We start from the raw sequence: 24,128 nt of genomic DNA, 5'->3' as shown, positions 1-24,128 counted from the left end.
TTTTCTGAATCCTTAATACTCGGTGCTTTAGTGACTTTATTTTTGGATCAAAAGATTTAGCGGTCTGCCTGCTTATCTTATTCCGAAACCAACATTGATCAGAGAAATCGTTGGACTATTTATTTCGCCTTCGGTCAAAAACAATAAACCAATCGAAAAATATTGTTTTCCGAGCCGGTTAATTTGGAATAATTTGAACCATATATTCCCTTTATGAGCATTTTCAATTTTAAGGTGTTGAGGGACAAAATTCGTGGTTATCGATTCTTTCCATATGGCGCTTCTGATTCCTTATTTAAGTAAGACCGCAAACCATGATGTTGAAGTTCAGAAACAGGATTTGCTATCAATAATGCCTCTGAAATAAATTTTGTATCTTCTCCCCAAAACCCCAACAAATGAACAGGTCAATAAATCTTACTTTATCTTCAATAATAATTATGACCGTGTTGTCATGTGGAGAAAGCAAAACCAATGAAAGTGAATCAGAATCATGGCAATCCCTCTTTGATGGAGAAAGTCTAAACGGATGGATTCCTAAATTCCACAAACATGAGGTAGGCGACAATTTCGGTGAAACCTTTAGGGTCGTTGATGGATCGATTCAGGTTAACTATGACCAATATGAAGTTTTTGAGGAAAAATATGGACATCTATTCTACAAAGAGCCCTTTTCATCCTTTCATCTCAAATGGGAATATCGGTTTACCGACCAATGGATGGCTGATGCTCCGGATTTTACTTTTCGAAACAGTGGTGTCATGTTTCATTCCCAAGATCCCAAAACCATACTCAAAGATCAAGATTGGCCTGTTTCGGTAGAGTATCAGATGTTGGCCGATGCCGAAGATGGCAAACCTCGACCAACTGGAAATATGTGTTCTCCCGGCACCCAAGTTTATTTTGAAGGAGAGTCCGATCCGCGACATTGCATCAATTCCAATTCTGCCACTTTTCCCTGGGACGAATGGGTCAAGGCAGAACTTATTGTTTATGGGGATTCTTTGGTTTTTCACCTGGTCAATGGCGATACTGTTCTTCAATATACAAAACCACATCAAAAGCTTTCCGGAGGTGTGGCCAATGGATATCAAAGTGATTTATTTGAAGAAGACAGGCCTTTGAAATCCGGATATATAGGATTGCAGGCTGAAGGCCAAGGAGTTGAATTCAAAGAAATCAAAATCAAAAAACTGTAATCCAATTAACCCCTAAACATTTAACCAATTACTTGTTCTGAGCGCAGTCGAAGTAACCATTAACCAATAACCTAATAACCAATGTCCAAAACCCTCAATCTCCTAATAGCAATTCTTCTGATAGTGTTTTCTGGCTGTAAATCAGAAAACGATTCTTCTTACGAAGCCGATCTTATCATTTACGGTGGTACTTCGGCAGGAATCACTGCGGCTGTTCAAGCAAAAAAGATGGGAAAAACAGTGATTGTAGTTTCACCTGATATTCACCTTGGAGGATTGTCAGCCGGCGGATTGGGCTTTACCGATACAGGGGACAAATCTGTGATCGGAGGTTTGTCAAGAGAGTTTTACCATCGGGTTTATATGCACTACCAAAATGATTCGGCTTGGAAATGGCAAAAAAGGGAAGATTATGGTAACAAAGGACAAGGAACTCCGGCCATCGATGGCAATGCCCGAACAATGTGGATTTTTGAACCGCATGTAGCGGAGATGGTTTTTGAAGATTTTGTCAGAGAACATGAAATCACTGTCCTAAGGGATGAATGGCTGGACAGGGAAACCGGTGTCGTAAAAGAAAAAGGAAAAATCATTTCCTTCAAAACGCTTTCAGAAAAAACCTTCAAAGGAAAAGTATTTATCGACGCGACTTATGAAGGAGATCTGATGGCTGCGGCAGGCGTCAGTTATCATGTAGGAAGGGAATCCAATGAAACCTATGGCGAAACATGGAATGGAGTTCAGGTCGGAGTATTCCAACACAGGCATTATTTCAAGGAACCTGTGAGTCCTTACGTCATCCCTGATGATCCCAATAGTGGACTTTTGCCTGAAATTTCTGATTTGCCACCTGGAAAAAACGGTGAGGGGGATCAGCGCCTACAGGCATATAATTTCCGCATGGCGCTGAGTCAGCATCCCGATAACCGGGTTCCTTTTCCAAAACCGGAGAATTATGATCCTAAACGATATGAGCTTTTAGCCCGGGTTTTTGAAAGTGGCTGGGATGAGACTTTTGACAAGTTTGATGACATTCCCAATCTAAAAACCGACACCAATAACCATGGTCCTTTCAGTACTGATTATATCGGGAAGAATTACAGCTATCCTGAAGCCAGTTATGAAGAAAGGAAAATGATGATCAAGGAGCATGAAGATTACCAAAAAGGATTGATGTATTTCTTGGCAAATGACCAAAAAGTACCTGCCAAGGTGAAGGAAGAAATATCAAAATGGGGATTGGCAAAAGATGAATTTATGGATAACGGAAATTGGCCACATCAGATTTATGTCCGTGAAGCAAGACGCATGATCGGAGATTATGTGATGACCGAACATGATGTGTTGGGAAGAAAAGAGGTGCCAAAATCTGTAGGCATGGGCTCTTACTCCCTGGATTCACACAATGTACAGCGTTTTGTGACCGAGGAGGGATTCGTTCAGAACGAGGGTGATATCGGCGTTCATCCCGAGAATCCTTACAGCATTTCTTATGGAACCATTGTTCCTAAAAAACAAGAATGCGAAAATCTTTTGGTTCCTGTCTGCGTCTCAAGTTCCCATACCGCATTCGGCTCCATTAGAATGGAACCTGTTTTTATGATTTTGGGACAATCAGCGGCTACAGCGGCAGCATTGGCGATTGACGGAAATATGGCGGTTCAGGATTTGACTTACGAAAAAATCCAAGCTAGACTGAAGGCAGATGGGCAGGTAATGGTCTTGGAAGAAAGATTAAAATAAGCCTAACTTTTTTAATCTATATGAATACCTTTAACTTTAAATATTATTCAGAGTAAACCCAAAATGCAAGACCTCCAAAATAGCAGAGAATTTGAAAACCCTTTCTCCTTTTCCAAGGACAATGGGCATTTAGCTGATGATGCTTCAATTTGGAACCTTTTTAAATCCGGAAATGAGTCTGCATTTATAAAAATATATGAAAGCAATTTTGATCGGCTTTATGCTTATGGGCTGAGGATTACCAAAGACAAAGACTTGGTCAAGGATTCTATTCAGGATCTTTTTATTGAATTGCGAAAAGGAAGAAATAACCTTGGAAACACCGATAATATCAAGTTTTACCTTTTCAAATGCCTCAAAAGAAAGATCATCAAGGAATCGGGTAAATGGTACTCCAACCTTGAAGACATCAATGACAATTATTTTTTTTCATTCAACTTTTCTCATGAACACCATCTGATCAACAGACAGATAGATGAGGAACAGGTTATGAAATTGGACCTTGCTGTCAAAAAACTCAGTCCAAGAAAGAAGGAAGTGATTTATTATTTTTTTTATGAAGGATTAAGCTACCAACAGATTCAGGAAATCATGGGTCTTGAAAATATCAAATCCGCAAGAAACCTGATCTATAAGGCATTGGATTTTTTGAGAGAGGTGTTAAAATAGGTTTTTTGAGGAATAACAGAATTTTTACCAAAGTAAATCAGTGATTTTAGTAAGAATAATCCCAAAGATTATAAGCACATACTTTTTGTATTTAAGTATTTTTAGTAATTGGTTGGTGGCATATGTTCCTAAAAAAGGTTAAACCTTCGTTCAAATTTTTTTAATTTTTTTAGGAAAGATAGGTGTCATTTGAGCTTTTTTTTTCTTTTGGTTTAAAGTAGGGATCATCAATATGAGCAAAATTGAATTTTTCTTGACCAACCCTGAATTCGTTCGATGGGTCAAGGAATCTGATAAAGATTTGGATGAATATTGGGAAATGTGGATGGAGGCCAATCCTGAAGCATTTCAGGATATTTTGGCAGCAAAGGAAATCATATCTTCAATAGATTTTGGGAAAATCAAACCTGAGGCCGGTGTCAAGGAAGATATTTTATCCAAAATTTTGAAAGACAACGAGATTGAAAGCAAAAAGCAAATGTCTGTTGGAAGCGTTCAGAATACACAGAAGAAGGGACTTTGGGACAAGTTTGGTCAGGTGCCGAGAATCGCGGCTATCTTGTTTATTTCCCTTTCGATTCCAATGTATTTTTTGAAATCAAACCTCGAAAAGTCAGAAGAAATAGTTGAGGAAGTCATTCCGACTTTGGTAAAAAACATAGCCAAAGGAGAAAAATTGAGTTTTACACTTCCTGACGGGACAAGGGTCTGGCTCAACTCAGGTTCGACCATAGCTTATCCCGAAAAATTTGGTGCAGATCAGAGGCTGGTAAAAATGGAAGGTGAGGCTTTTTTCGAAATCGAGAAAGACAGCTTAAGACCCTTTCGGATTGTGGCAAACGGTTTTGTAACCACCGCTTTGGGGACATCCTTTAACCTAAAGGCCAAAGAAACCTCAGGCTTACAAGTTTCTTTAATCACTGGAAAAGTGAAAGTAGAGGAGGAGATTTCTAGAGTGGAATTCTTTCTGGAACCCGGATTGGAGTTTCTCGATGACCGAAAATCGGGAAAAAGGACAGTCAGAAAATTCAAAGCTGAAAATGTTCTTGCCTGGAAGGAAGGGAAAATCATTTTTCAGAATGCGGGTCTTCCTGAGGTTGTTAGCGCATTGGAGGATTGGTATGGTGTAGAGATCAAGTTGGTCAATTCAGATAAAGTGACCTGGAAGTTTTCCGGCGAATACCAAAATCAAATATTAGAAAATGTACTCAACAGTATGGCATTTATTGAAAAATTCAAATACAAAATAAATGGTAAAAATGTAGAACTGATATTTTAACAAATTATGGTAAAAAAAGACAGCTCATAAAAAAAGCCGACAGATTGGGAAATCTATCGGCCCGATTTGGTTTTTTGATGTAAAACATTGGGGAATGAAACCATCAAATCACCATGCTTAGTGAATAGTTCAATTCAATAAACCTTTCAATAATATGAAAAATAATCTACAGAAGATAATATATATGTTATCCAAATTCTTCCTATACGGGTTTATTGTCCAGTTGCTTGTACTCAATTTTACATTTGCTACAAATGCCAACGGACAATACAAAAGCATAGATGAGGTAAGTATCAATTTCCAAAAGAAGTCTTACAGCCTCGGTCAGTTTTTTAAGCAAATAGAAGGTCAGACTTCTTTCAGGTTTTCTTTTGACAAAAGAGATGTTGATGCTTCGATTCCAATTGTCCTCACCCAAAAGGAAGGAACAGTTGAAGAGTTTTTAAAAGAAGCAGCAGTACAGACAACCCTTTCTTTTCGTCAAATCAATAACAACATAGACGTCAGAAAGGAGACCACGCCAAAGCCGATGGTGAGTTCCGAAAGAGTGGAAATTACTGTTTCAGGGATTGTATATGATGATTTAGGGTTGCCATTGCCCGGTGTGACCGTACTACTTGAAGGAAAAGGAACAGGGACGGTTACCGACATTGATGGCAAATATTCCCTCTTGGCAGAGCAGGGTGATGTTTTGGTTTTCTCATTTGTGGGATTTGTCAAGCAATCAGTTACCATCGGCACTTCCAATATTATCAATGTCAATCTTGTCCAAGACACTGATTCTTTGGAAGAATTTGTAGTCATAGGTTATGGTGCATTGAGGGAAAAGGACCTTACCTCTGCCATCACCACCATCAAATCAGATGTGATCGTAAAAACGCCTGCAGCCAATGCTATGCAATCTTTGCAGGGACGTGTGGCAGGTGTTCAGATTGTCAGCAATGGAGCACCGGGTGCAAGTCCGACAGTTAGGGTTAGAGGGGTAGGTTCCTTTGAAGGTAATGCAGCACCACTTTATGTGGTAGATGGAATGTTTTTCGAGAACATTGACTTTCTTAATCCAAATGACATCGAAACCATTTCTGTTTTGAAAGACGCTTCTGCTTCAGCAATCTATGGTGTCAGGGCTTCTAACGGGGTGGTTTTGATTGAGACCAAATCCGGCGGATATAACCAAAAAACCGAAATCGTCTACGATGGCTACTATGGGATGCAGGTTCCTCAGAATGTATTGAAAATGGCCAATACACAGCAGTTTGTCCAATATGTAAATGAAACAGGGGCACCTGCGGACATCGCTTTCGTCAACAATGCCATGCAACGATATGGCAGAAGCCGTATCGATCCCAACCTTCCTGACGTCAATACAGATTGGTATGCGGAAATCATGAGTCCGGCCGCCATCCAAAATCACAATCTTTCTTTCAATGGAGGTGGTGAAAAGACAAGGTACTCCATAGGAGCAAGTTATTTTGACCAAAAAGGCCTTCTTAACGATACAAGAAACGAATTCAAAAGGATCAATTTTAGAACAAAAATTGATTCAGATATAAATGACCGTTTAACTGTTGGGACTAATTTCAATTTCAGCGTCGCCCAACAATTCAATGGAGATGATGGAGCATGGTTTAGGTCTTATTTTGCTGTTCCGATCATTCCTGTTTTTGACCCCCTCAATGCGAATGCATCACCATTCCAACTGTCGAATGCGCAACAGATCGGATACAGGGGAAATCAAAACCCATTCTATAGCTTATTGTATTCGGACAATAGAAATCAAATCGGAAAGGTTTTGGGAAATATTTATGGAAACATAGAGATTATCCCAAGCAAGCTTTCTTTCAAAACTGCATACAATTACAGTTTGGAAGTAGTCAATACCAGGAATGTCGGATTTGATTATAATGATGGAGTGACAGCTTTTCAATCTTCCATCAGAAGACAGAATTTCTCAGGCTTTGATCAGATTTGGGATAACTTCTTCACTTACACCGATAACTTTGATAAGCACAATATCACCGCTGTGGTAGGTCAATCATTCCGGAGTGAATACAGCGAAATCCTCTTTGCCCGAGGTACAGGCATCACGCCAATTCCGGACAGAAGCCGGGAGCACTTTTGGTATATTGACAATGCCACAAATATCGACATCAACGATGTAGGTGATGGGGGTGGAAATACCATCAATTCCCGTTTATTCTTCATGTCTTATTTTGCTAGGTTAGCATACAATTTCGATGACAAGTACTTGGTCTATGGAACTTTCAGAAGAGATGGTAACAATAAATTTCAAAAGCAATGGGGTAATTTTGCCACTATAGGTGCCGGTTGGGTATTGTCCTCTGAGGATTTTTTCAATGTCAGTGGTATAGACTTTCTCAAGCTGAGAGCATCTTGGGGACAACTTGGAAATGATGGCATCCGACCTTCAGTAGGTGCACCGACATTGGGTGAAACCAACACAGCCATCAACGATGTATTGACTATCGGTAGAAATCTGAACCCAACTTTTGACTTGATCGATCAATGGGAAACTACTGTGGAGCAGAACTTTGGATTGACTTCAAGATTCTTTGAAAACAGACTTTCTCTTGAGATGGATTATTTTATCCGTGACACTAGAAACCTTGCTGTCAGTATCATTCCGCCTGTTTTCAGAGCTACCGAAAGAAGGTCAGTAGGTGAAATCAGGAACCAAGGAATAGAAGTAACCCTTAATTGGGAAACCAGAGTGAACGAAAATTTCTCTTATTTCATTGGTGGTAATTTCGCCACATTGAAGAATGAGGTCCGGGGACTTGGTGGAGCAGATGGCTTGGATGGCGGTTCTGCCGAATTCCGACAGAGATCGATCATCGGTCAGCCTTTTCAAGCCTTTTATGGTTATCAGGTCAATGGTGTTTTTCAAAATCAAGAGCAGATCAACAACAGTGGCTACACGCCTGAATTTATCGCTTCTACCAATTTGGTACCAGGAGATTTCAATTTCAAAGACCAAAACGGTGATGGAGTCATCAATGACCAGGATAGGGTGGTGTTAGGTTCCTTTTTACCAAAATTGACCTATGGCTTCAATATGGGTTTCACCTTCAAAAACTTTGATTTTGCAGCTTTGATCCAAGGACAGTCAGGTTATGATATCCTTAACAGGAAAAGAGGGGAAATCATATTTACAAACGATACCAACCTTGATGCCGAATTGATCGAAAACTTGTGGAGAGGCGAAGGTACTTCAAACAAATACCCTTCAGCAGCAGGTTTGAGAAAAGGTTGGAACCAGAATATGAGTGAGTATTTTGTTGAAGACGGTTCATACTTCAGAATCCAAAATGTCAGATTATCCTATTCTATTCTAGAAAAGCAGCTTTTTGGCCTGTTGATGCCAAATACAAGGGTGACCTTTACCGCAGAAAGACCGCTGACGATCTTCAATTACAACGGGTTTAATCCAGAGGTGGCAAATGGAATTGACCGTCAGGTGTATCCGATTCCTGCCATCTATACTTTGGGTCTGAATATCAAACTCTAAACCGAAAAAATCATGAGAACTTCAAAACATATAAAATATATACTGTCCATGGCAATGGTGATTTTCTTCACCACTTCCTGTTCAGATCTCTTGGACGAACCCCTAGAAAACCAGATTATAGCAGAGAACACTGACTATACTCAGTCTGAAAATATGGTCTTGATGCTATATGGTGCCTATGCTGAATTGAATTCACTTCAGTGGGAAACACTTCCTATCATAGCTGTAAGAGGAGATGATGTCAATGCAGCTGGAGATCAGTTTCCATTGCTAGAAACAGATGCATTCAGATACAATAGAAATTTTTGGATGTACAATTCGACTTGGCTAAACCTTTACACTGATCTGCTTTATTGGCATGGTGCCATGGAAGAAATTCAAAAATACCAAGACGCTGGTGCAAGTGCCACTACTGCGCAGCAGTACATTGCTGAAATCAAAGTAATGAGGTCATTTGAATTGCTTCAGCTGGCAAGACTTTGGGGCAATATCCTGATTACAAGATCTTCCCAGCCAAGTGATTTGTTCAACGTGGAGGTGTCTACATTCCAGGAAGTAATGCAGCATATTTCGGAGCAGATGGATGAAGCTATTCCACTGTTGCCTGCAGTCCATCCCAATCAGCGTTCTGATGTAAGAGGTGGTATCACCAGATTTACAGCTTTGGCGGTCAAGGCAATGGCCAATCTGGAATTGAAAGATTACCAAGCTGTGGCAGATGCCACCGGACAGGTCATCAGTAGTGGTTTGTTTGCACTGGAGCCTGATTACTACCAATTGTTCAAAATTCCGGGAAAATTAAATAATGAAAATGTTCTGGAACTTCAATACTCTGATTTTGGGACACCGACAGGTACTTCGACACGTTATCTATGGGATTTCTTTGGACCGGCAAGCTGGACTCCGGCAAGATCAGGTGCAGGTGGAGGATGGGGTTTCTGGGAGCCAAGCCAGAAATACATCAAGTTTATGCTTCAGAGAGGAGAACAGGAAAGAATTCAGACTTCAGTCTTATTTACTCCTGCCGGCATGGCCGCCATTCAGGCAGATCCAAACTTTGCCACTTTGCCAAGCTGGGTTTCCAATGTGACACCTGATGGTGATGTATTCAACAACCACCCAAGGTACCTTTTCTTAAGTGGAAAGTTTTATTTGCCTTCTACCCAACTGACCCAAGGAAGATTTACCTATGGTGAAAATAAAAATCTTCCTGTCATCAGGTATTCGGAAATCTTGCTGATGCATGCAGAAGCATTGGTCAGCGGAGCAAACAGTTCGGTGAGATCAGCTGATGCCGCCGTCAATGAGGTAAGGGCGAGAGTAGGGTTGAATCCCATTTCAGGAGCAAACCTTGACGTAGTTTTGGATGAAAAATATGCGGAGTTTGGTACAGAGTGGGGTATCAGATTCTATGATCTGGTAAGACATGGACGTACTACAGAGTTGAATTATGATGGCAGAAACTTCCAGTTGAATATCCATAGGTTCCTGCCTTATCCTCTTGAGCAGCAAGATATATTGCCGCAAATCAAAGGAGCTTCAAATCAGGGATAGAAATTTGTCAATCAAAAATCTAAAAAAATGAAAAATATAAAATTATCAATCATAGGATTGCTTTTGGTCAGCTTTGGCTGTACCGATAGTTACATAGATGAAATAGTAAGGGTTGATCCGGGACCGGATGTAACTGCTCCGGAGGTGAATATCAGTTTTCCTCTTGAAGGTACTTTGATAAGGGTAGTGGAGGACGTCACTCCGATAAACATCAATTTTGAAATCTTGGATGACATCGAAATCGAATCTATCCAAGTAAGTTTGGATGGGACGCAAATTGCTTCATTTGAGGAATTCTTGGATTTCAGAAGATTTGTCAAAACCTACACTTATCCAAATCTTTCCAATGGCAACCATGTCCTGACCATTACAGGAAAAGATACCTCCGGAAAAACGACCACCAAAACGGTCAATTTTGAAAAAGTGGAACCTTATACTCCTGTATATGATGGGGAAATCTTCTACCTTCCATTTGATGGAGATTACACGGAATTGGTCACTATCACCAATCCGACTGTAAACGGTAATCCGGGATTTGCCGGAGGGGTAATTGGAATGGCTTATTCAGGAGCTAACAATGCCAATATCGCATTCCCAACTACAAACTTGCAGAACCCTGAATTCAGTGCTGTATTTTGGTATAAAGTAAATGGATCACCTGACCGTGCAGGGATCATGGTGATGGGTCCACCGGACACTAATAATCCAAATAATATGAACAACAGAACAGGAGGTTTCAGATTATTTAGGGAAAATGCGGGTGGCAAACAAAGGGTAAAACTGAATGTAGGCAATGGTTCATCAGACAATTGGTTTGATGGAGGTCCTGCTGCAGATATCGATCCTGCAGCCGGAGAATGGGCGCACGTGGCATTCACCATCTCAGGAAGCAGTTGTGCTGTATACATCAATGGACAGGTGGCTAGCCAAGGTAATTTTTCAGGTGTGAGTTGGGCAGGATGTAATATCCTTTCTATAGCTTCCGGTTCACCCAGATTTACTGAATGGGGACACTTGTCAGATGGAAGTTTGTTTGATGAGCTCCGAATTTTCAATAAGGCGCTTACCCAAACAGAAATCCAAACCATCATCGCAGCCGAAAAACCATAATCTTAACACAAGTTTCTATTAATTGAATGAGGATTCCTAAAGTCAGGAATCCTCATTTTTCTGTCTTCGTTTATGAAAAAGCTCCTTTTTTTATTTTATGTCCTTTTGATTTTCAGTTGTGATGAAAAAGAAACGGATGCTACAGCATTAACACTTGATAAAGTAGAAATCGGAGACATACAGATTAATCTGACTGGGACAATCTCCGAGAATCTACCTTTTGACCGTCCCATTACTTTGGGTTTTTCTTTACCCATAGATCCATCTACGACTGCAAATTCTATTTTTCTTCTTGAAAATAACCAAGCAGTAGACATTAGCATTAGCTTTAATTCCGGGAATAAAAACGTTGTGATTTTCCCTGTAGGTATCCTGAAAACAAACACAGAATATACCATTTCTATATCAGGAGGTATTAAAGGAACTAACAATAGTACATTTGCTGGTAAAGAAATCAAATTCAAAACCAATGCAGGAGACCTTCAGATTCTTTCTTTGGTTTTTGAAAATTCCGAACAAACCAAAACAGGCAAGACAGTCAATGTTCCCCTGGATTTTTCTTTGACCATAGATTTTTCCGGCCCGGTCAGCCGACAATCTCTAATTTCAGCCACCAAAATTACAGGGGTATCATTACCCACTCTCCAATTTACATTTACGGAAAATGACCAAAAAGTCAAAGTTGTAGCATCATCACCATTAACAGATCTTACGAAATATTCGATTGAGATTTCCAATGCCTTGAAAGGCGTGGAAGGTCAAAGTTTTGCGGGAATAAAAAAAGAATTCTTCACCACCTTTCGCTCAGACAATGCTTTTCCTGTCCTTTCTGAGGAGGAACTGCTAACCAAAGTTCAGGAGCAAACCTTCCGGTATTTTTGGGATTTTGCCCATCCCAACAGCGGTATGGCAAGGGAAAGGAACACCTCAGGAAATCTTGTGACTTCTGGAGGAACAGGATTTGGCTTGATGGCTATTTTGGTAGGGATAGAAAGAGGATTCATCACCCGCCAACAGGGCATTGAAAGGATTGTCAAAATCATAGATTTTCTTGGGCAGGCAGACCGCTTCCATGGCGCTTGGGCCCATTGGATGGATGGGAATACCGGAAAAGTAATCCCTTTCAGTGCCAAAGACAACGGAGGGGATTTGGTAGAAACAGGATTGTTGGTACAGGGATTATTGACTGTCAAGGCCTATTTGAATCCAGGTATTCATTCGGAAAATTCTTTGACCGAGAAAATAGATGTGCTATGGCGGGGTGTGGAGTGGGATTGGTACACCCGCGGAGGTCAGGATATTTTGTATTGGCATTGGTCACCGGAATTTGGTTGGGACATGAACCTACCCATCCGTGGATACAACGAATCACTCATTGTCTATGTTTTGGGAGCAGCTTCACCGACGCATCCCATTGATTTGTCAGTGTATGAAAAAGGCTGGGCAAACAACGGGGCCATGAGAAATGGAAAAATGTTTTATCAGATTCCTTTGCCATTGGGATATGATTTTGGCGGGCCACTTTTCTTTGCCCATTATTCGTTTCTCGGATTGGATCCCAGAAACCTTTCTGACCAATATGCCAATTATTGGACCCAGAATGTAAACCATTCCCGGATCAACCAAGCCCATGCCATCAGCAATCCACTTGGTTTTGCAGGATACTCGGAGTCAAGTTGGGGATTGACAGCAAGTGATAACCATCTCGGGTATAACGCCCATTCTCCGACAAATGACCTTGGGGTGATTTCGCCCACCGCGGCTTTGTCCTCTTTTCCTTACACGCCGACCGAGTCCATGAAGGCGCTCCAATTTTTCTATTACAAAATGGGAGAAAAGCTTTGGGGACAATACGGATTTTATGATGCATTCAACATCACCGAACAGTGGTACGCCGATTCGTATTTGGCCATAGACCAAGGTCCGATTATCATCATGATAGAAAATCACCGATCTGGTTTATTATGGGATTTGTTTATGAAGGATCAGGAAGTTCGTGCTGGATTGGATAAGTTAGGTTTTACATACTAATAATTTACCCTCATTTATTCCTTTATATCATCTTATTACTGTCTATAATTTCCGAAATTAGACCTTGATTCATAAACCGGGAATATTTTAAAGACCAACCCAAATAACTATCAACATGAAAAAATTACACCAATTTTTAGTTTACATGGTATTGCTTTCATTGGTTTTGGCTTGTAATCCATCCAAAGAAAATATGTCCTTGGAAGAATTGTATACTTACAAAGCAGATTCCATCATTTCCATCATGACTTTGGAGGAAAAAATCGGACAGCTGAATCTTCCCGCCTCAGGTGATTTTACCACAGGTTTGGCTTCAAGTTCCAACATCGCAGAAATGATCAAAGCAGGAAGTGTAGGTGGATTGTTCAATATCAAAACCGCTGAAAAAATAAGGGCTGTTCAGAAAATTGCGGTAGAAGAAAGCCGACTGAAAATCCCATTGATTTTTGGGATGGATGTCATCCACGGATACGAAACCCTTTTCCCGATTCCGATCGGAATGTCAAGTATTTGGGATATGGAATTGGTTGAAAAGTCCGCACGGATCGCTGCCATTGAAGCTAGTGCAGATGGGATCAACTGGACTTTTTCGCCGATGACGGATATTTCCCGTGACCCAAGATGGGGAAGGGTGTCTGAGGGTAGTGGTGAGGATCCATACCTTGGTGCACAGATAGCCAAAGCCATGGTCAAAGGCTATCAGGGAGATGACCTCAGCCTGAACAATACGATTATGGCCTGTGTCAAGCACTTTGCCTTGTACGGTGCACCGGAAGCTGGAAGGGATTACAACACAGTCGATATGAGCCGCATCAGGATGTATAATGAATACTTTTTACCCTACAAAGCTGCGGTGGATGCTGGCGTTGGGTCGGTGATGACATCATTTAATGAAATCGAAGGCGTCCCTGCCTCAGCCAATAAATGGCTGATGACGGATGTCTTGAGAGACCAATGGGGTTTCAATGGTTTTGTGGTGACTGACTACACTTCTATCAATGAAATGGTAGAACATGGAATTGGTGACCTGCAAAAAGTATCAGAACTTTCACTCAAGGCAGGTGTAGACATGGACATGGTGGGAGAAGGTTTTTTGACCACGCTAAAGAAGTCATTGGACGAAGGAAAAATAACAGAAAAACAGATAGAGAATGCTTGCCGGAGGATACTGATTGCCAAATACAAGCTTGGTTTGTTCGATGATCCATACAGGTATGCAGATCCTGAGCGTGCAAAGAAGGAAGTGTTTAATGCGGAACACCGTCAAGTTGCAAGAGAAATTGCTGCCCAATCTTTTGTTTTGCTCAAAAACAAAGACAAAATTTTACCTATCCAAAAGAAAGGAACCATCGCCCTCATCGGGCCGCTTGCCGACAACAAGGAGAATATGGCCGGAACCTGGAGTGTGGCAGGAAGATTTGACCAAGCTGTTTCTTTGTCTGAAGGATTGAGGAAAGCTGTCGGAGACAAAGCCAATGTCATTTATGCCAAAGGTGCCAATGTGGTGGTCGATTCTTTATTGGAATCCAGGGTCAGCATTTTTGGAAAACCAACTTACCGGGACAACCGCCCGGCAGAGATGCTCATTCAGGAAGCTTTGGCCGCTGCAAAAAATGCAGATGTCATCGTGGCAGCTTTGGGTGAATCAGCTGAGATGTCAGGCGAATCATCCAGCAGGACTGATATCGAACTTCCCGAAAATCAAAGGGATTTATTGAAGGCATTGCTCAAAACGGGCAAGCCGGTAGTGATGGTCTTGTTTACAGGAAGGCCTTTGGCTTTGACTTGGGAAGAAGAAAATGTGCCTGCGATCCTGAATGTATGGTTTGCAGGAAGTGAGGCGGGGGATGCCATCGCCGATGTGTTGTTTGGAGATGTCAATCCATCCGGTAAACTCTCCGCTACTTTCCCCCAAAATGTCGGTCAGATCCCAATTTATTACAACCACAAGAATACCGGACGTCCGCTTGCTGAAGGACAGTGGTTCTCAAAATTCCGGTCCAATTACCTTGATGTTTCCAATGAACCGTTATATCCTTTTGGATTTGGTCTTAGCTACACCGATTTCAATTATGGTGAAATCAAATTAAGCGGAACTGCCCTTCAAGGAGACCAAACATTGACTGTAAGTGTGGAACTCACAAATTCCGGTAAGTATGATGGTAAAGAAGTGGTCCAATTGTACATCAGGGATGTCGTGGGTTCAGTGACCAGACCTGTCAAGGAATTGAAAGGTTTTCAAAAAGTGCTGTTGAAATCCGGTGAAACCAAAACCATAACTTTTGAAATTACACCTGAAGACCTCAAATTCTATAATTCTGACCTGAATTTTGTCTGGGAACCGGGTGAATTTGAAATCATGGTGGGAGGAAATTCACGGGATGTGAAGAAGGCTAAGGTGGATTGGAAGGAGTAGGTGGAAGTATTCAGTGGTCAGTTTTCAGTGATCAGTCGCAGTTTGCAGAACAGTTACTTTTGAGGTTTTTTTTGAACCTCGTAGGAATTTAGGAAGAATGAAGTCACTCTCAATAAACAGTCTCAGCGGTGGCTTAGGAGTCTCTGCGAGAGGAACAAACTTATTTCCTGTTCTAAATAAAAATTGAATTAAAATCCTGCCCAATATCCGAATGGATAAAAAGGCAGGATTTTTTATTGTTTGTTTTGCACTTGTTTATTTTCAGTATTTGACGGATATTATTGCTTTACAAACCCAATAAACCATGAAAATCCGTCTTTTTTTATTAATCCTATTTTTTCACTTTTCTCAAATCTCATTTTCCCAATCTCCCGAAAAGCCCAATATACTTTGGATTTCGGTGGAGGATATCAGTCCTCTGTTGGATGTGTATGGTGACAACAGCATCAAAACACCCAATATCAGCCGATTAGCCAAGGAGGGGATTGTGTTTACCAATGCATTCGCTACAGCGGGGGTCTGTGCACCAAGTCGGAGCAGCATCATTACGGCGATGTACCCTGTGAGTATCGGAACTCATAATATGCGCACAGGCCCTCATTATGCTTACCGGGAACCTGAGGCTGAGGTATACCAGACCTACTACAAACAGAAAGACATCAATGGAAAAAATGTCCCTGAATATGCAGCTGTTCCCCCTCCATTTGTCAAAGTTTTTACAGAATACCTTCGTGCTGCAGGTTATTTCACCACCAATGCCGCCAAGACCGATTACCAATTCAACTCTCCAATGACCGCTTGGGATGAAATCGGAAGGGAGGCACATTACAAAAACCGCGCTCCCGGTCAGCCATTCTTCGCTGTTTTCAACCATGAAATAACCCATGAGTCGCGGGTTTTTGGAAAGAAAGCCGATCCAATGCTTTCAGATACTCAGAATATCAAAATACCCACCTATTTCCCGGATTTGCCTGTGGTGAGACAGGACGTCGGGCGTGTTTATTCCAATATCATGGAATTGGATCAGCAGGTCGGAACATTGCTGAAGGAACTCGAGGATGCAGGATTATTGGAAAAGACCATCATCTTTTTTTGGTCGGATCATGGCGGACCTTTGCTGAGGCAAAAGCGAGCCGTCGGGAATTCGGGACTGCGTGTCCCGTTGATCGTCCGCCTACCAAATGGGCAAATGGCCGGTACAAAAGTAGAAGACATCGTTTCACTGATGGACTTGGGACCCACGGTGATGTCATTGGCAGGAATTGAACCGCCGGATTACATGCATGGGAAGGCTTTTTTGGGAAAATACAAAAGCAAAAACCCACACCAATATGCCTTTGGTTCTGCTGACCGTTTTGATGAAGCAGTGGACATGAGCCGCTCCGTGATGGATGGGAGATTCGTTTATATAAGGAACTTCCGGCCGGAATTACCGCTGATTTACCGGAATGCTTACCGGGAGCAGATTGACATGACCAAGGCTCTGATTGAAATGGACCAGGAAGGGCAGCTGACAGGAGGAGCAGCTTATATCTTTATGAAAACCAAGCCGCAGGAAGAATTGTATGATTTGGCCAAAGATCCCTACGAAATTCACAACCTCGCCCAATTGCCTGAATACAGGGAAAAGTTGATGGAAATGCGTACTGCATTGAGCAAGTGGCAATTGGAGGTAAAGGATTTGGGATTTGTACCGGAATCTGATCTAGTCAATATGATGTGGCCGGGGATGGTGCAGCCTGAGACAGCAAAGGTTGAATTTGAAAAGTCAGGAGGAAAAATGACCTTGACTTCTGCCACTGAAGGAGCAAGTATCGCCTATCAGGTGGATGATGAAATTGGAGGGAAGCGGTGGAGGTTGTACCATGAGCCTATTCCTGAAGCCAAAAACATTGCCGCTAGGGCAGTTAGAATCGGATACAAAACCTCTGAAATCAGCCATTTTAAATAAGCCAACATGAAATCGAAAATCAGTTTTTTCCTTTTGCTTCTTTCTTTAACAATGAACCTTATGGCACAGATCCCCGCTAATTATGACGAAAGCAAAGTTCCTGACCTGATCTTGCCTGATCCATTTGTCAGCCTTAAGGGAAATCCGATACTGACTGTCAAGGATTGGGAAAATATCCGAAGACCTGAGATTTTGATGCTTTTTGAGCAAAATATTTATGGACAAGTTCCAAAGGATTTTGAAACGATTTCTTTTTCTGAAGTAAAGGAAAAGGATAATGCGTTTCCTGATATAGCAATTTTTAAAGAGATTGATATTCTGGTTATGCGTAATGGCAAAAGCCATAAGATGCGTTTGAATGTATATATCCCCAAAAAAGGAAAAGGACCTTATCCGGTTTTTATGCTGATCAACCACAGGTATCAAGAACCTTTGAGCGAACTGGTTGAAACAGGATTTTGGCCGATAAGGGATTTAATCGAAAAAGGATATGCTACTGCTTCATTTGATGTAGATACAGTTGCCCCAGATGATCCTGAAAAATTTACAGAGGGAATTCTTGAGACACTTTATCCTGAACAATTGAGTAAGAAAGACGGAATGCGAGCATTGGGAGCATGGGCTTGGGGAGCAATGCGGGCGATGGATTATTTTGAAAAAGAGGCAATGATTGATGCTGCCAAAGCCATTATAGTAGGACATTCCCGGGGAGGAAAAGCCGCACTTTGGGCAGGAGCAAATGATACCCGATGGGCAGTTACTGTCTCAAATGAATCTGGTTGTGGAGGAGCGACATTGTCCAGGAGAAAGTTTGGAGAGACTGTCCATTTGATCAATAACGGTTTCCCCTTTTGGTTCAGTGAAAATTTTAAAGCATTCAATGGCAAAGAAGAGATGTTGCCTGTCGATCAACACATGCTTGTTTCCCTGATTGCACCTCGGGCGGTTTATTTTTCCAGTGCAAGGGAAGACAGGTGGGCAGACCCCAAAGGTGAGTACCTTTCTATCAAATTGGGAAGTAGGATATATCCATTGATTTATGGCAAAGAAGTAAATTTCCCTTTAGATTTTAAGGAACAAAAAGAGCCAATAATTCAACCATATGCGGGCTACCATATCCGTGAAGGTAGGCACAACCTTACCTTGGAAGATTGGAGTAGTTTTATGGATTTTGTGGAAATGAATTTTGGGAAAAAGTGAGTTTTTAAAAACCATAGTAGGTAGTCCATAGTCCATAATTCGTCAGGGTCTTTGCACTTTAGCGTGAAACAAATCCAGCTTCTGGAGAAGCAGGATAGTAGAAAACCTTCCTTAGTGGCTCTGTGTCTTAATGAGCTTTTTATCGTTTTGCGTCTTTGAGTCTTTGCGAGAGACATTTATAATTTTCCTTTGTGCCTCCGTGTCTTTGTGGGCTGTATTTTCTTTCTTTGTGTCTACCTTATGAAAAACCAAAAACACCTTTTCCAGATCCCTGAGGACATCCATTACCTAAACGGCGCTTACATGTCGCCAATGCTCCGATCAGTGGAAGAAATCGGCATTGAGGCCTTGATCCGAAAAAGAAATCCCACTAATATCCAACCAAAGGACTTTTTTGAAAATGCCGAGATTCTTAAAAGCAATTTTGGGAAGTTGGTAAACTGTCCGGCAAAACAAGTCGCCATCATCCCCGCTGCTTCCTATGGATTGAGTACAGCGGTCAAAAACCTTCCAAAAGACAACGGAAACACAGCTTTGGTCGTCTCTGAGGAATTTCCGAGTGGCTATTATGCGATTGAGAAATGGTGCAGAGACAACCATAAATCCCTCCAAACCATCAAAGCACCGGAAACTTTGGAGAAAAGAGGTGAAAAATGGAATGAGGCAATCCTCGAAGCCATCAATGAAGACACGGCTGTCGTCCTTATGTCGACAATCCATTGGACAGATGGAACACTTTTTGACCTTGCCGAAATAGGCCGGAAATGCAAAGAAAACGACGCATTCTTCATCCTGGACGGAACACAGTCTGTTGGCGCTTTGCCGATCGATGTGGAAGCATGTCAGATTGATGCGCTGATTTGCGCCGGGTACAAATGGTTGATGGGACCATATTCGATCGGGTTGGCGTATTATTCGGAGTATTTTAATAATGGGATACCATTGGAGGAAACTTGGGTCACTAGAAGCAATGCACAAAATTTTTCCGGCTTGACCAATTATGTGGATGATTATGCACCCGGTGCAGGAAGGTACAATGTAGGGGAATACGGCAACTTTATCCTGCTGCCGATGATGAACGCGGCCATTGAGCAGATTTTGGAATGGAAAACAGAAAACATCCAATCTTACTGCCATGAACTTACCCAACCTTTGATAGCCTACCTGAGAGAAAATGGCTATTGGGTTGAAGAGGATGAATTCCGGGCAAAGCACCTGTTTGGGTTTTTGTTGCCTCAGTCAATTTCTCAAGAAACCTTGCTTCTTAAGCTGCAGGAAAACAAAATCTACGTCTCAGTCCGCGGCAAAGCCATCCGCGTTTCTACCCATTTGTACAATACAGAAGAGGATATTGCCATGCTGATCGAGACATTGAAAGGACTTTGATCAGCTAAAAATTATTTTGACTTTTATTTTAAAGGGAAAAATGACTTTGTGACTTTTGTCCGCAATTGTCAAATAGGTTTTCAAGTATCTTTGGTATCCAAAAATCTCAAACACTATGAAACAAATTTTCATTTTCCTTTTTTTAGCGGCCATTTTGGTAAGCTGCAATTCAAATACTTCGGATACTTCATCTGTTTCCGGTAAGATGGAAGAAGTCGACGCAGCCACCTTCAAAAATCTAATGGCTTCCGGAAATGGGATTGTTTTGGATGTGAGAACTCCTGAGGAAGTGGCACAGGGAATCATTCCTGATGCTTACGTGATCGATATTTACCAAAGTGGTTTTGAAGAAAAACTCCAAAGCCTTCCCAAAGACAAGGAAGTCTATGTCTATTGTGCAGTAGGGGGCAGAAGCAGACAAGCTGCCGAAATCCTTTTGAACAATGGATTTACTAAAGTCTATAACCTCAGTGGTGGAATTGTGGATTGGAGAAGAAATGGGTTTGAAGTGGTGAAACCGGATTAGAGAAACGAGAACCAAGGAGAGAAGCGAGATACGAGAAGCGAGAGACGAGTGGCAAGATCCTACAGTCGAGTGCCCTGGTCCCATTCAAAAACTCTAGAGTAATCCCCTTATTTTTTTCTAAACAAATATCCTCTAACCAATTAACCCAATAACCATTAACGCAATTACCCAATAGCCACCTTCCAAAATCGGCCTCCCAAATAAATTCCCCCTTTGGGTTCTATATATTTTTTGTAGCTTGATATTTCATTTAAATCCAACCACCATGAATAGATTTTATCGCCTTGGGGTATTGCTTTTTTTTATAGCAATACTTCCCCTGAAGGCACAAAAAATCGATGAAGTTTACAACCAAAAAATCAGGGAATTTACCACAGACAAGCGCTTTCTTCCCGAATTCCTTTTAGATGTAGTCGACCATCCCACGATTCCTTCCCCACTCAAGCATTTTGGACATATCATCGGTGCCGAAGGTCATGTTCACCGCTCGGACGAGATTTACGGTTATTACCAAAAACTCGCGGAAACTTCCCCTTTGGTACACATGCAGGAGATGGGAAAAACCGAGGAGGGTAGGCCTTTTTACCTGATTGTGATTGGAAATGAGGATGCCATTCAGCGGATCGATCATTACAAAAGCCAACTCGCAAAGTTAGCCGATGCAAGGAAAACCGATCCCAAGCAAGCTGAAGCCATTATTTTGGATAGCAAGCCGGTCTATTATGTCAGTGGAGGAATGCACGCTACCGAGATGGGTTCTCCGGAAATGTTAATGGAACTTGCGTACAGATTGGCAACATCCCAAGCTTCAGACATCCAAGATATCAGGAACAATGTGATCACCGTGATCAATCCAATTTCTGAACCGGATGGCTTGGACAAGCAGGTCGATTGGTATTACCGCTATTCCAAAGGAAGAAAAGAATTTGATGATGGGTTTCCAAGGTCTTCTCCTTATTGGGCCAAATATGTCTTCCATGACAATAACAGGGATGGTTTGCAGGTTTCACAGGAAATCACCAAATCCATCTTCAAGGGCTTCTTTGAGTTCCATCCAACGGTGATGCTCGACTTGCATGAGTCGGTTCCATTGCTTTACATTTCTACGGGGACAGGTCCTTACAATGATTTTGTAGACCCGATTACTGTCAGCGAATGGCAGATCATGGCCAACCATGATGTGGCCAAAGTAGCATCTGAAGGAATGCCGGGAGCTTTTACCTGGGCATTCTATGACGGTTGGTGGCCAGGTTATGGCATTTGGGTAGCGAACAACCACAATTCCAACGGCCGCTTTTATGAAACTTTTGGCAATGCCGGAGCAGATACTTACTTAAGAGATTTGAGCAATGCGAGATTTGCTGGAGATCTTGTCACTTCCAAAGAATGGTACCGTCCAGATCCTGCCACAGGAAAGGTCTATTGGTCATTCAGAAATAACATCAACTACACCATGACCGGTGTCATCGCTTCGCTGTCCTATGCCGCCAATAATGGTAAAATGCTGCTTCAGAATTTTTATAAAAAAGGATATAACAGTGTCGAAAAGGGGAAAACTGAAGGTGCAAAAGCTTTCACCATCGCCAAGGAACAACGTGATCCTGCCATGGTGGCTTACCTTGCGAAGCAGCTGATGCTTCAGGGTATCGAAGTCCATGAGTCAGACAGTAATTATGTAGTATTGTCAGAACAGCCCTATAGAAATCTTGCTGTGTCACTTTTGACGCCTCAAGCCTATCCGAAAGATGCCAAATATCCTCCTTACGATGCGATTGCATGGACATTGCCTTATCTCTACGGCGTAAAAGTAGAGAAAAAAGACAGCATCGATTTTGACGTTAATACGCTGAGATTACTGATCGAAAACCCAAAATATATGGGTAAGGTCAATGGACAGGGCAGTTCGTATATCTTGAAATACAAAGGTCAAAACACGGTTCTTCCTGCATTGTATGCCATCAAAGCGGCAAACAAAAATGCTGAAATAACCATTCTGCCCAAGCAGACTGTTGTCGATGGAGATACCGTTTCGGCAGGAGCCATTTTGATCAAAAAAATCAATGCAGACCTAGCCAAAAAGGTAGCTTTGAATTTTGGATTGGATCTGAAATCAGGAGGTGCCAATGTCTCTGCGGCGGATCAGCAGGCTGTTAAATTGCCTAAAGTAGCCATCTACCACACGTGGTACAATACCCAAGATGAAGGTTGGTCTAGATATACGTTCGAAGAAAGAGAAATACCTTATACTTCCATTGACAAGGATGATTTAAAAGCTGGCAATTTGAAAAGCCGTTTTGATGTCATTCTTTTGCCAAGGGTTCGAGGTAATGCCAAGAATTTTGTGCACGGTGTAGACAATAAATTTGGACCCATGCCTTTTACCAAAACTGCTGAATTTCCTTCCCACGGGTTTCCTGATTTTACTACTGACATGACCGGAGGGCCTGGCTTTTTGGGTGTTGACAATCTGAAAAAATTCGTAGAAGAAGGTGGTTTGTTGATCACTTTGGACAATACAAGTTCGATTATGGCTGAGCTTGGTATTGCTTCTGAACTCAGTCCTGCAGATCAGGGAGCCTTATTTCATCCCGGTTCTATTGTTCAGGCAAAGGCAAGAAATACAGGCCATCCGGTAATGTATGGGTATCCTGAAACCTTCTCCATTTTCCGTGGAAATGGGCCTTTGCTACAAACTGACAAGTATAACCGTAACCTGATGCTCGTGCAATACGGTAATAAACCATTGAAAGATGAACTGGAATTTGAAGGTCCGATAATGGGGATGCCTGATAAGCCCAAAGTGGAGAAACCTGCCAAATCCGAAGGAAAAGATGTCCCTTATGTGGTTGCCGGTATGGTGAGAAATGAAGATAAAATCATCGGTCATGGCGCTGTCTTTAATGTTCCTGTCGGAAAAGGAAACGTCCTTGCCTTTACTTTCGATCCTCTCCACCGGTACCTCAACCATGCCGATGCTCCCATGGTTTGGAATGCTATCATCAATTGGGATAGGTTAAGATAAAGGGGGTTTTTACATATTGATCCTGCAGTAGATTTTGATGATCCCGGTGTTATATATCATTGGATTTCAAGTATACTGCGGGATTTTTTTTTGAGATTCCAAGTTTGGTCTGGTATTTGGACTTAACGGTAAGTACTAGAGGGATAGCTTTATTTTAAAAATTAAAAATAAAGTCATTTTTCTAATGTATGATTATTGAAATCAATAAACTCTGAATAAAAAAATATGAAAGCAATAGGGATAATTTTGGTGATTTTAGGTGTAATTGGAACAGTGATTTTCGGATTTCAGGCGATGCAGGATTCGGAAAGTTTTAAATTATTTGGGATGGATATTGCTGTGAGTACTGCCAATTGGACACCTGTAATTATCAGCCTCGCAATGTTGGTAATTGGAGTAATCATGTCTAGAAAGAAATAATTCCTTTCTGCTAAGTCCTGCCCAAGACATAGGATTTGAAATAAACATTCATTTCTTGGGATTTGGGATTTGGCAATTTTTCAAGATGGATCA

General features: G+C 41.6%; 15 protein-coding genes. All 15 read left to right on the top strand.

Annotation, left to right across the window (positions count from 1 at the left end; translation table 11 throughout):
- Window positions 1-398: 398 nt before the first annotated feature.
- The 15 genes from NK987_RS02245 (at window position 399) to NK987_RS02175 (ending at window position 24,035) form a co-directional block, all read left to right on the top strand.
- On the top strand, window positions 399-1,199 hold the full coding sequence (locus NK987_RS02245; protein WP_258421999.1) for a 3-keto-disaccharide hydrolase: 801 nt from the start codon (window positions 399-401) through the stop codon (window positions 1,197-1,199).
- An 81-nt stretch (window positions 1,200-1,280) separates the two neighbouring features.
- A complete protein-coding gene (locus NK987_RS02240) occupies window positions 1,281-2,942 on the top strand; it encodes an FAD-dependent oxidoreductase (protein ID WP_259262546.1) in 1,662 nt (553 codons plus the stop codon).
- 63 nt (window positions 2,943-3,005) lie between these two features.
- Window positions 3,006-3,611 carry an RNA polymerase sigma factor gene (locus NK987_RS02235; RefSeq protein ID WP_258422001.1) on the top strand — a complete coding sequence of 202 codons (606 nt, stop codon included), beginning with the start codon at window positions 3,006-3,008 and terminating at the stop codon, window positions 3,609-3,611.
- Window positions 3,612-3,843: 232 nt separating this feature from the next.
- On the top strand, window positions 3,844-4,890 hold the full coding sequence (locus NK987_RS02230) for a FecR family protein (protein WP_259262545.1): 1,047 nt from the start codon (window positions 3,844-3,846) through the stop codon (window positions 4,888-4,890).
- A 154-nt stretch (window positions 4,891-5,044) separates the two neighbouring features.
- Window positions 5,045-8,419: a SusC/RagA family TonB-linked outer membrane protein gene (locus NK987_RS02225; RefSeq protein ID WP_259262544.1), complete on the top strand. Its 3,375-nt coding sequence runs from the start codon at window positions 5,045-5,047 to the stop codon at window positions 8,417-8,419.
- A 12-nt stretch (window positions 8,420-8,431) separates the two neighbouring features.
- Entirely contained in the window at window positions 8,432-9,973 is a 1,542-nt protein-coding gene (locus tag NK987_RS02220; protein ID WP_259262543.1) for a RagB/SusD family nutrient uptake outer membrane protein, read from the top strand.
- Window positions 9,974-10,000: 27 nt separating this feature from the next.
- Window positions 10,001-11,083, top strand: coding sequence for a LamG-like jellyroll fold domain-containing protein (locus NK987_RS02215; protein WP_258422005.1), 1,083 nt, complete (start codon window positions 10,001-10,003; stop codon window positions 11,081-11,083).
- Between the two features lie 72 nt (window positions 11,084-11,155).
- The gene (locus NK987_RS02210) at window positions 11,156-13,114 is read left to right on the top strand and encodes a glucoamylase family protein (protein ID WP_259262542.1); all 1,959 of its coding nucleotides are present in this window, start codon (window positions 11,156-11,158) and stop codon (window positions 13,112-13,114) included.
- Window positions 13,115-13,229: 115 nt separating this feature from the next.
- Window positions 13,230-15,530: a beta-glucosidase BglX gene (gene bglX / locus NK987_RS02205; RefSeq protein WP_259262541.1), complete on the top strand. Its 2,301-nt coding sequence runs from the start codon at window positions 13,230-13,232 to the stop codon at window positions 15,528-15,530.
- Window positions 15,531-15,834: 304 nt separating this feature from the next.
- On the top strand, window positions 15,835-17,481 hold the full coding sequence (locus NK987_RS02200; protein ID WP_259262540.1) for a sulfatase family protein: 1,647 nt from the start codon (window positions 15,835-15,837) through the stop codon (window positions 17,479-17,481).
- Between the two features lie 60 nt (window positions 17,482-17,541).
- The gene (locus tag NK987_RS02195; RefSeq protein WP_259262539.1) at window positions 17,542-18,681 is read left to right on the top strand and encodes a glucuronyl esterase domain-containing protein; all 1,140 of its coding nucleotides are present in this window, start codon (window positions 17,542-17,544) and stop codon (window positions 18,679-18,681) included.
- A gap of 240 nt (window positions 18,682-18,921) precedes the next feature.
- A complete protein-coding gene (locus NK987_RS02190; protein WP_259262538.1) occupies window positions 18,922-20,067 on the top strand; it encodes an aminotransferase class V-fold PLP-dependent enzyme in 1,146 nt (381 codons plus the stop codon).
- Between the two features lie 115 nt (window positions 20,068-20,182).
- A complete protein-coding gene (locus tag NK987_RS02185) occupies window positions 20,183-20,593 on the top strand; it encodes a rhodanese-like domain-containing protein (protein ID WP_259262537.1) in 411 nt (136 codons plus the stop codon).
- A 265-nt stretch (window positions 20,594-20,858) separates the two neighbouring features.
- Complete coding sequence (locus NK987_RS02180) at window positions 20,859-23,615, top strand: M14 family zinc carboxypeptidase (protein WP_259262536.1); 2,757 nt, start codon at window positions 20,859-20,861, stop codon at window positions 23,613-23,615.
- Between the two features lie 225 nt (window positions 23,616-23,840).
- A complete protein-coding gene (locus tag NK987_RS02175; RefSeq protein WP_259262535.1) occupies window positions 23,841-24,035 on the top strand; it encodes a hypothetical protein in 195 nt (64 codons plus the stop codon).
- Window positions 24,036-24,128: the final 93 nt, after the last annotated feature.

The organism is Aquiflexum gelatinilyticum (genome assembly GCF_024813435.1).
GTDB lineage: Bacteria > Bacteroidota > Bacteroidia > Cytophagales > Cyclobacteriaceae > Cognataquiflexum > Cognataquiflexum gelatinilyticum.
This window is presented reverse-complemented; position numbering and strand designations above follow the sequence as displayed.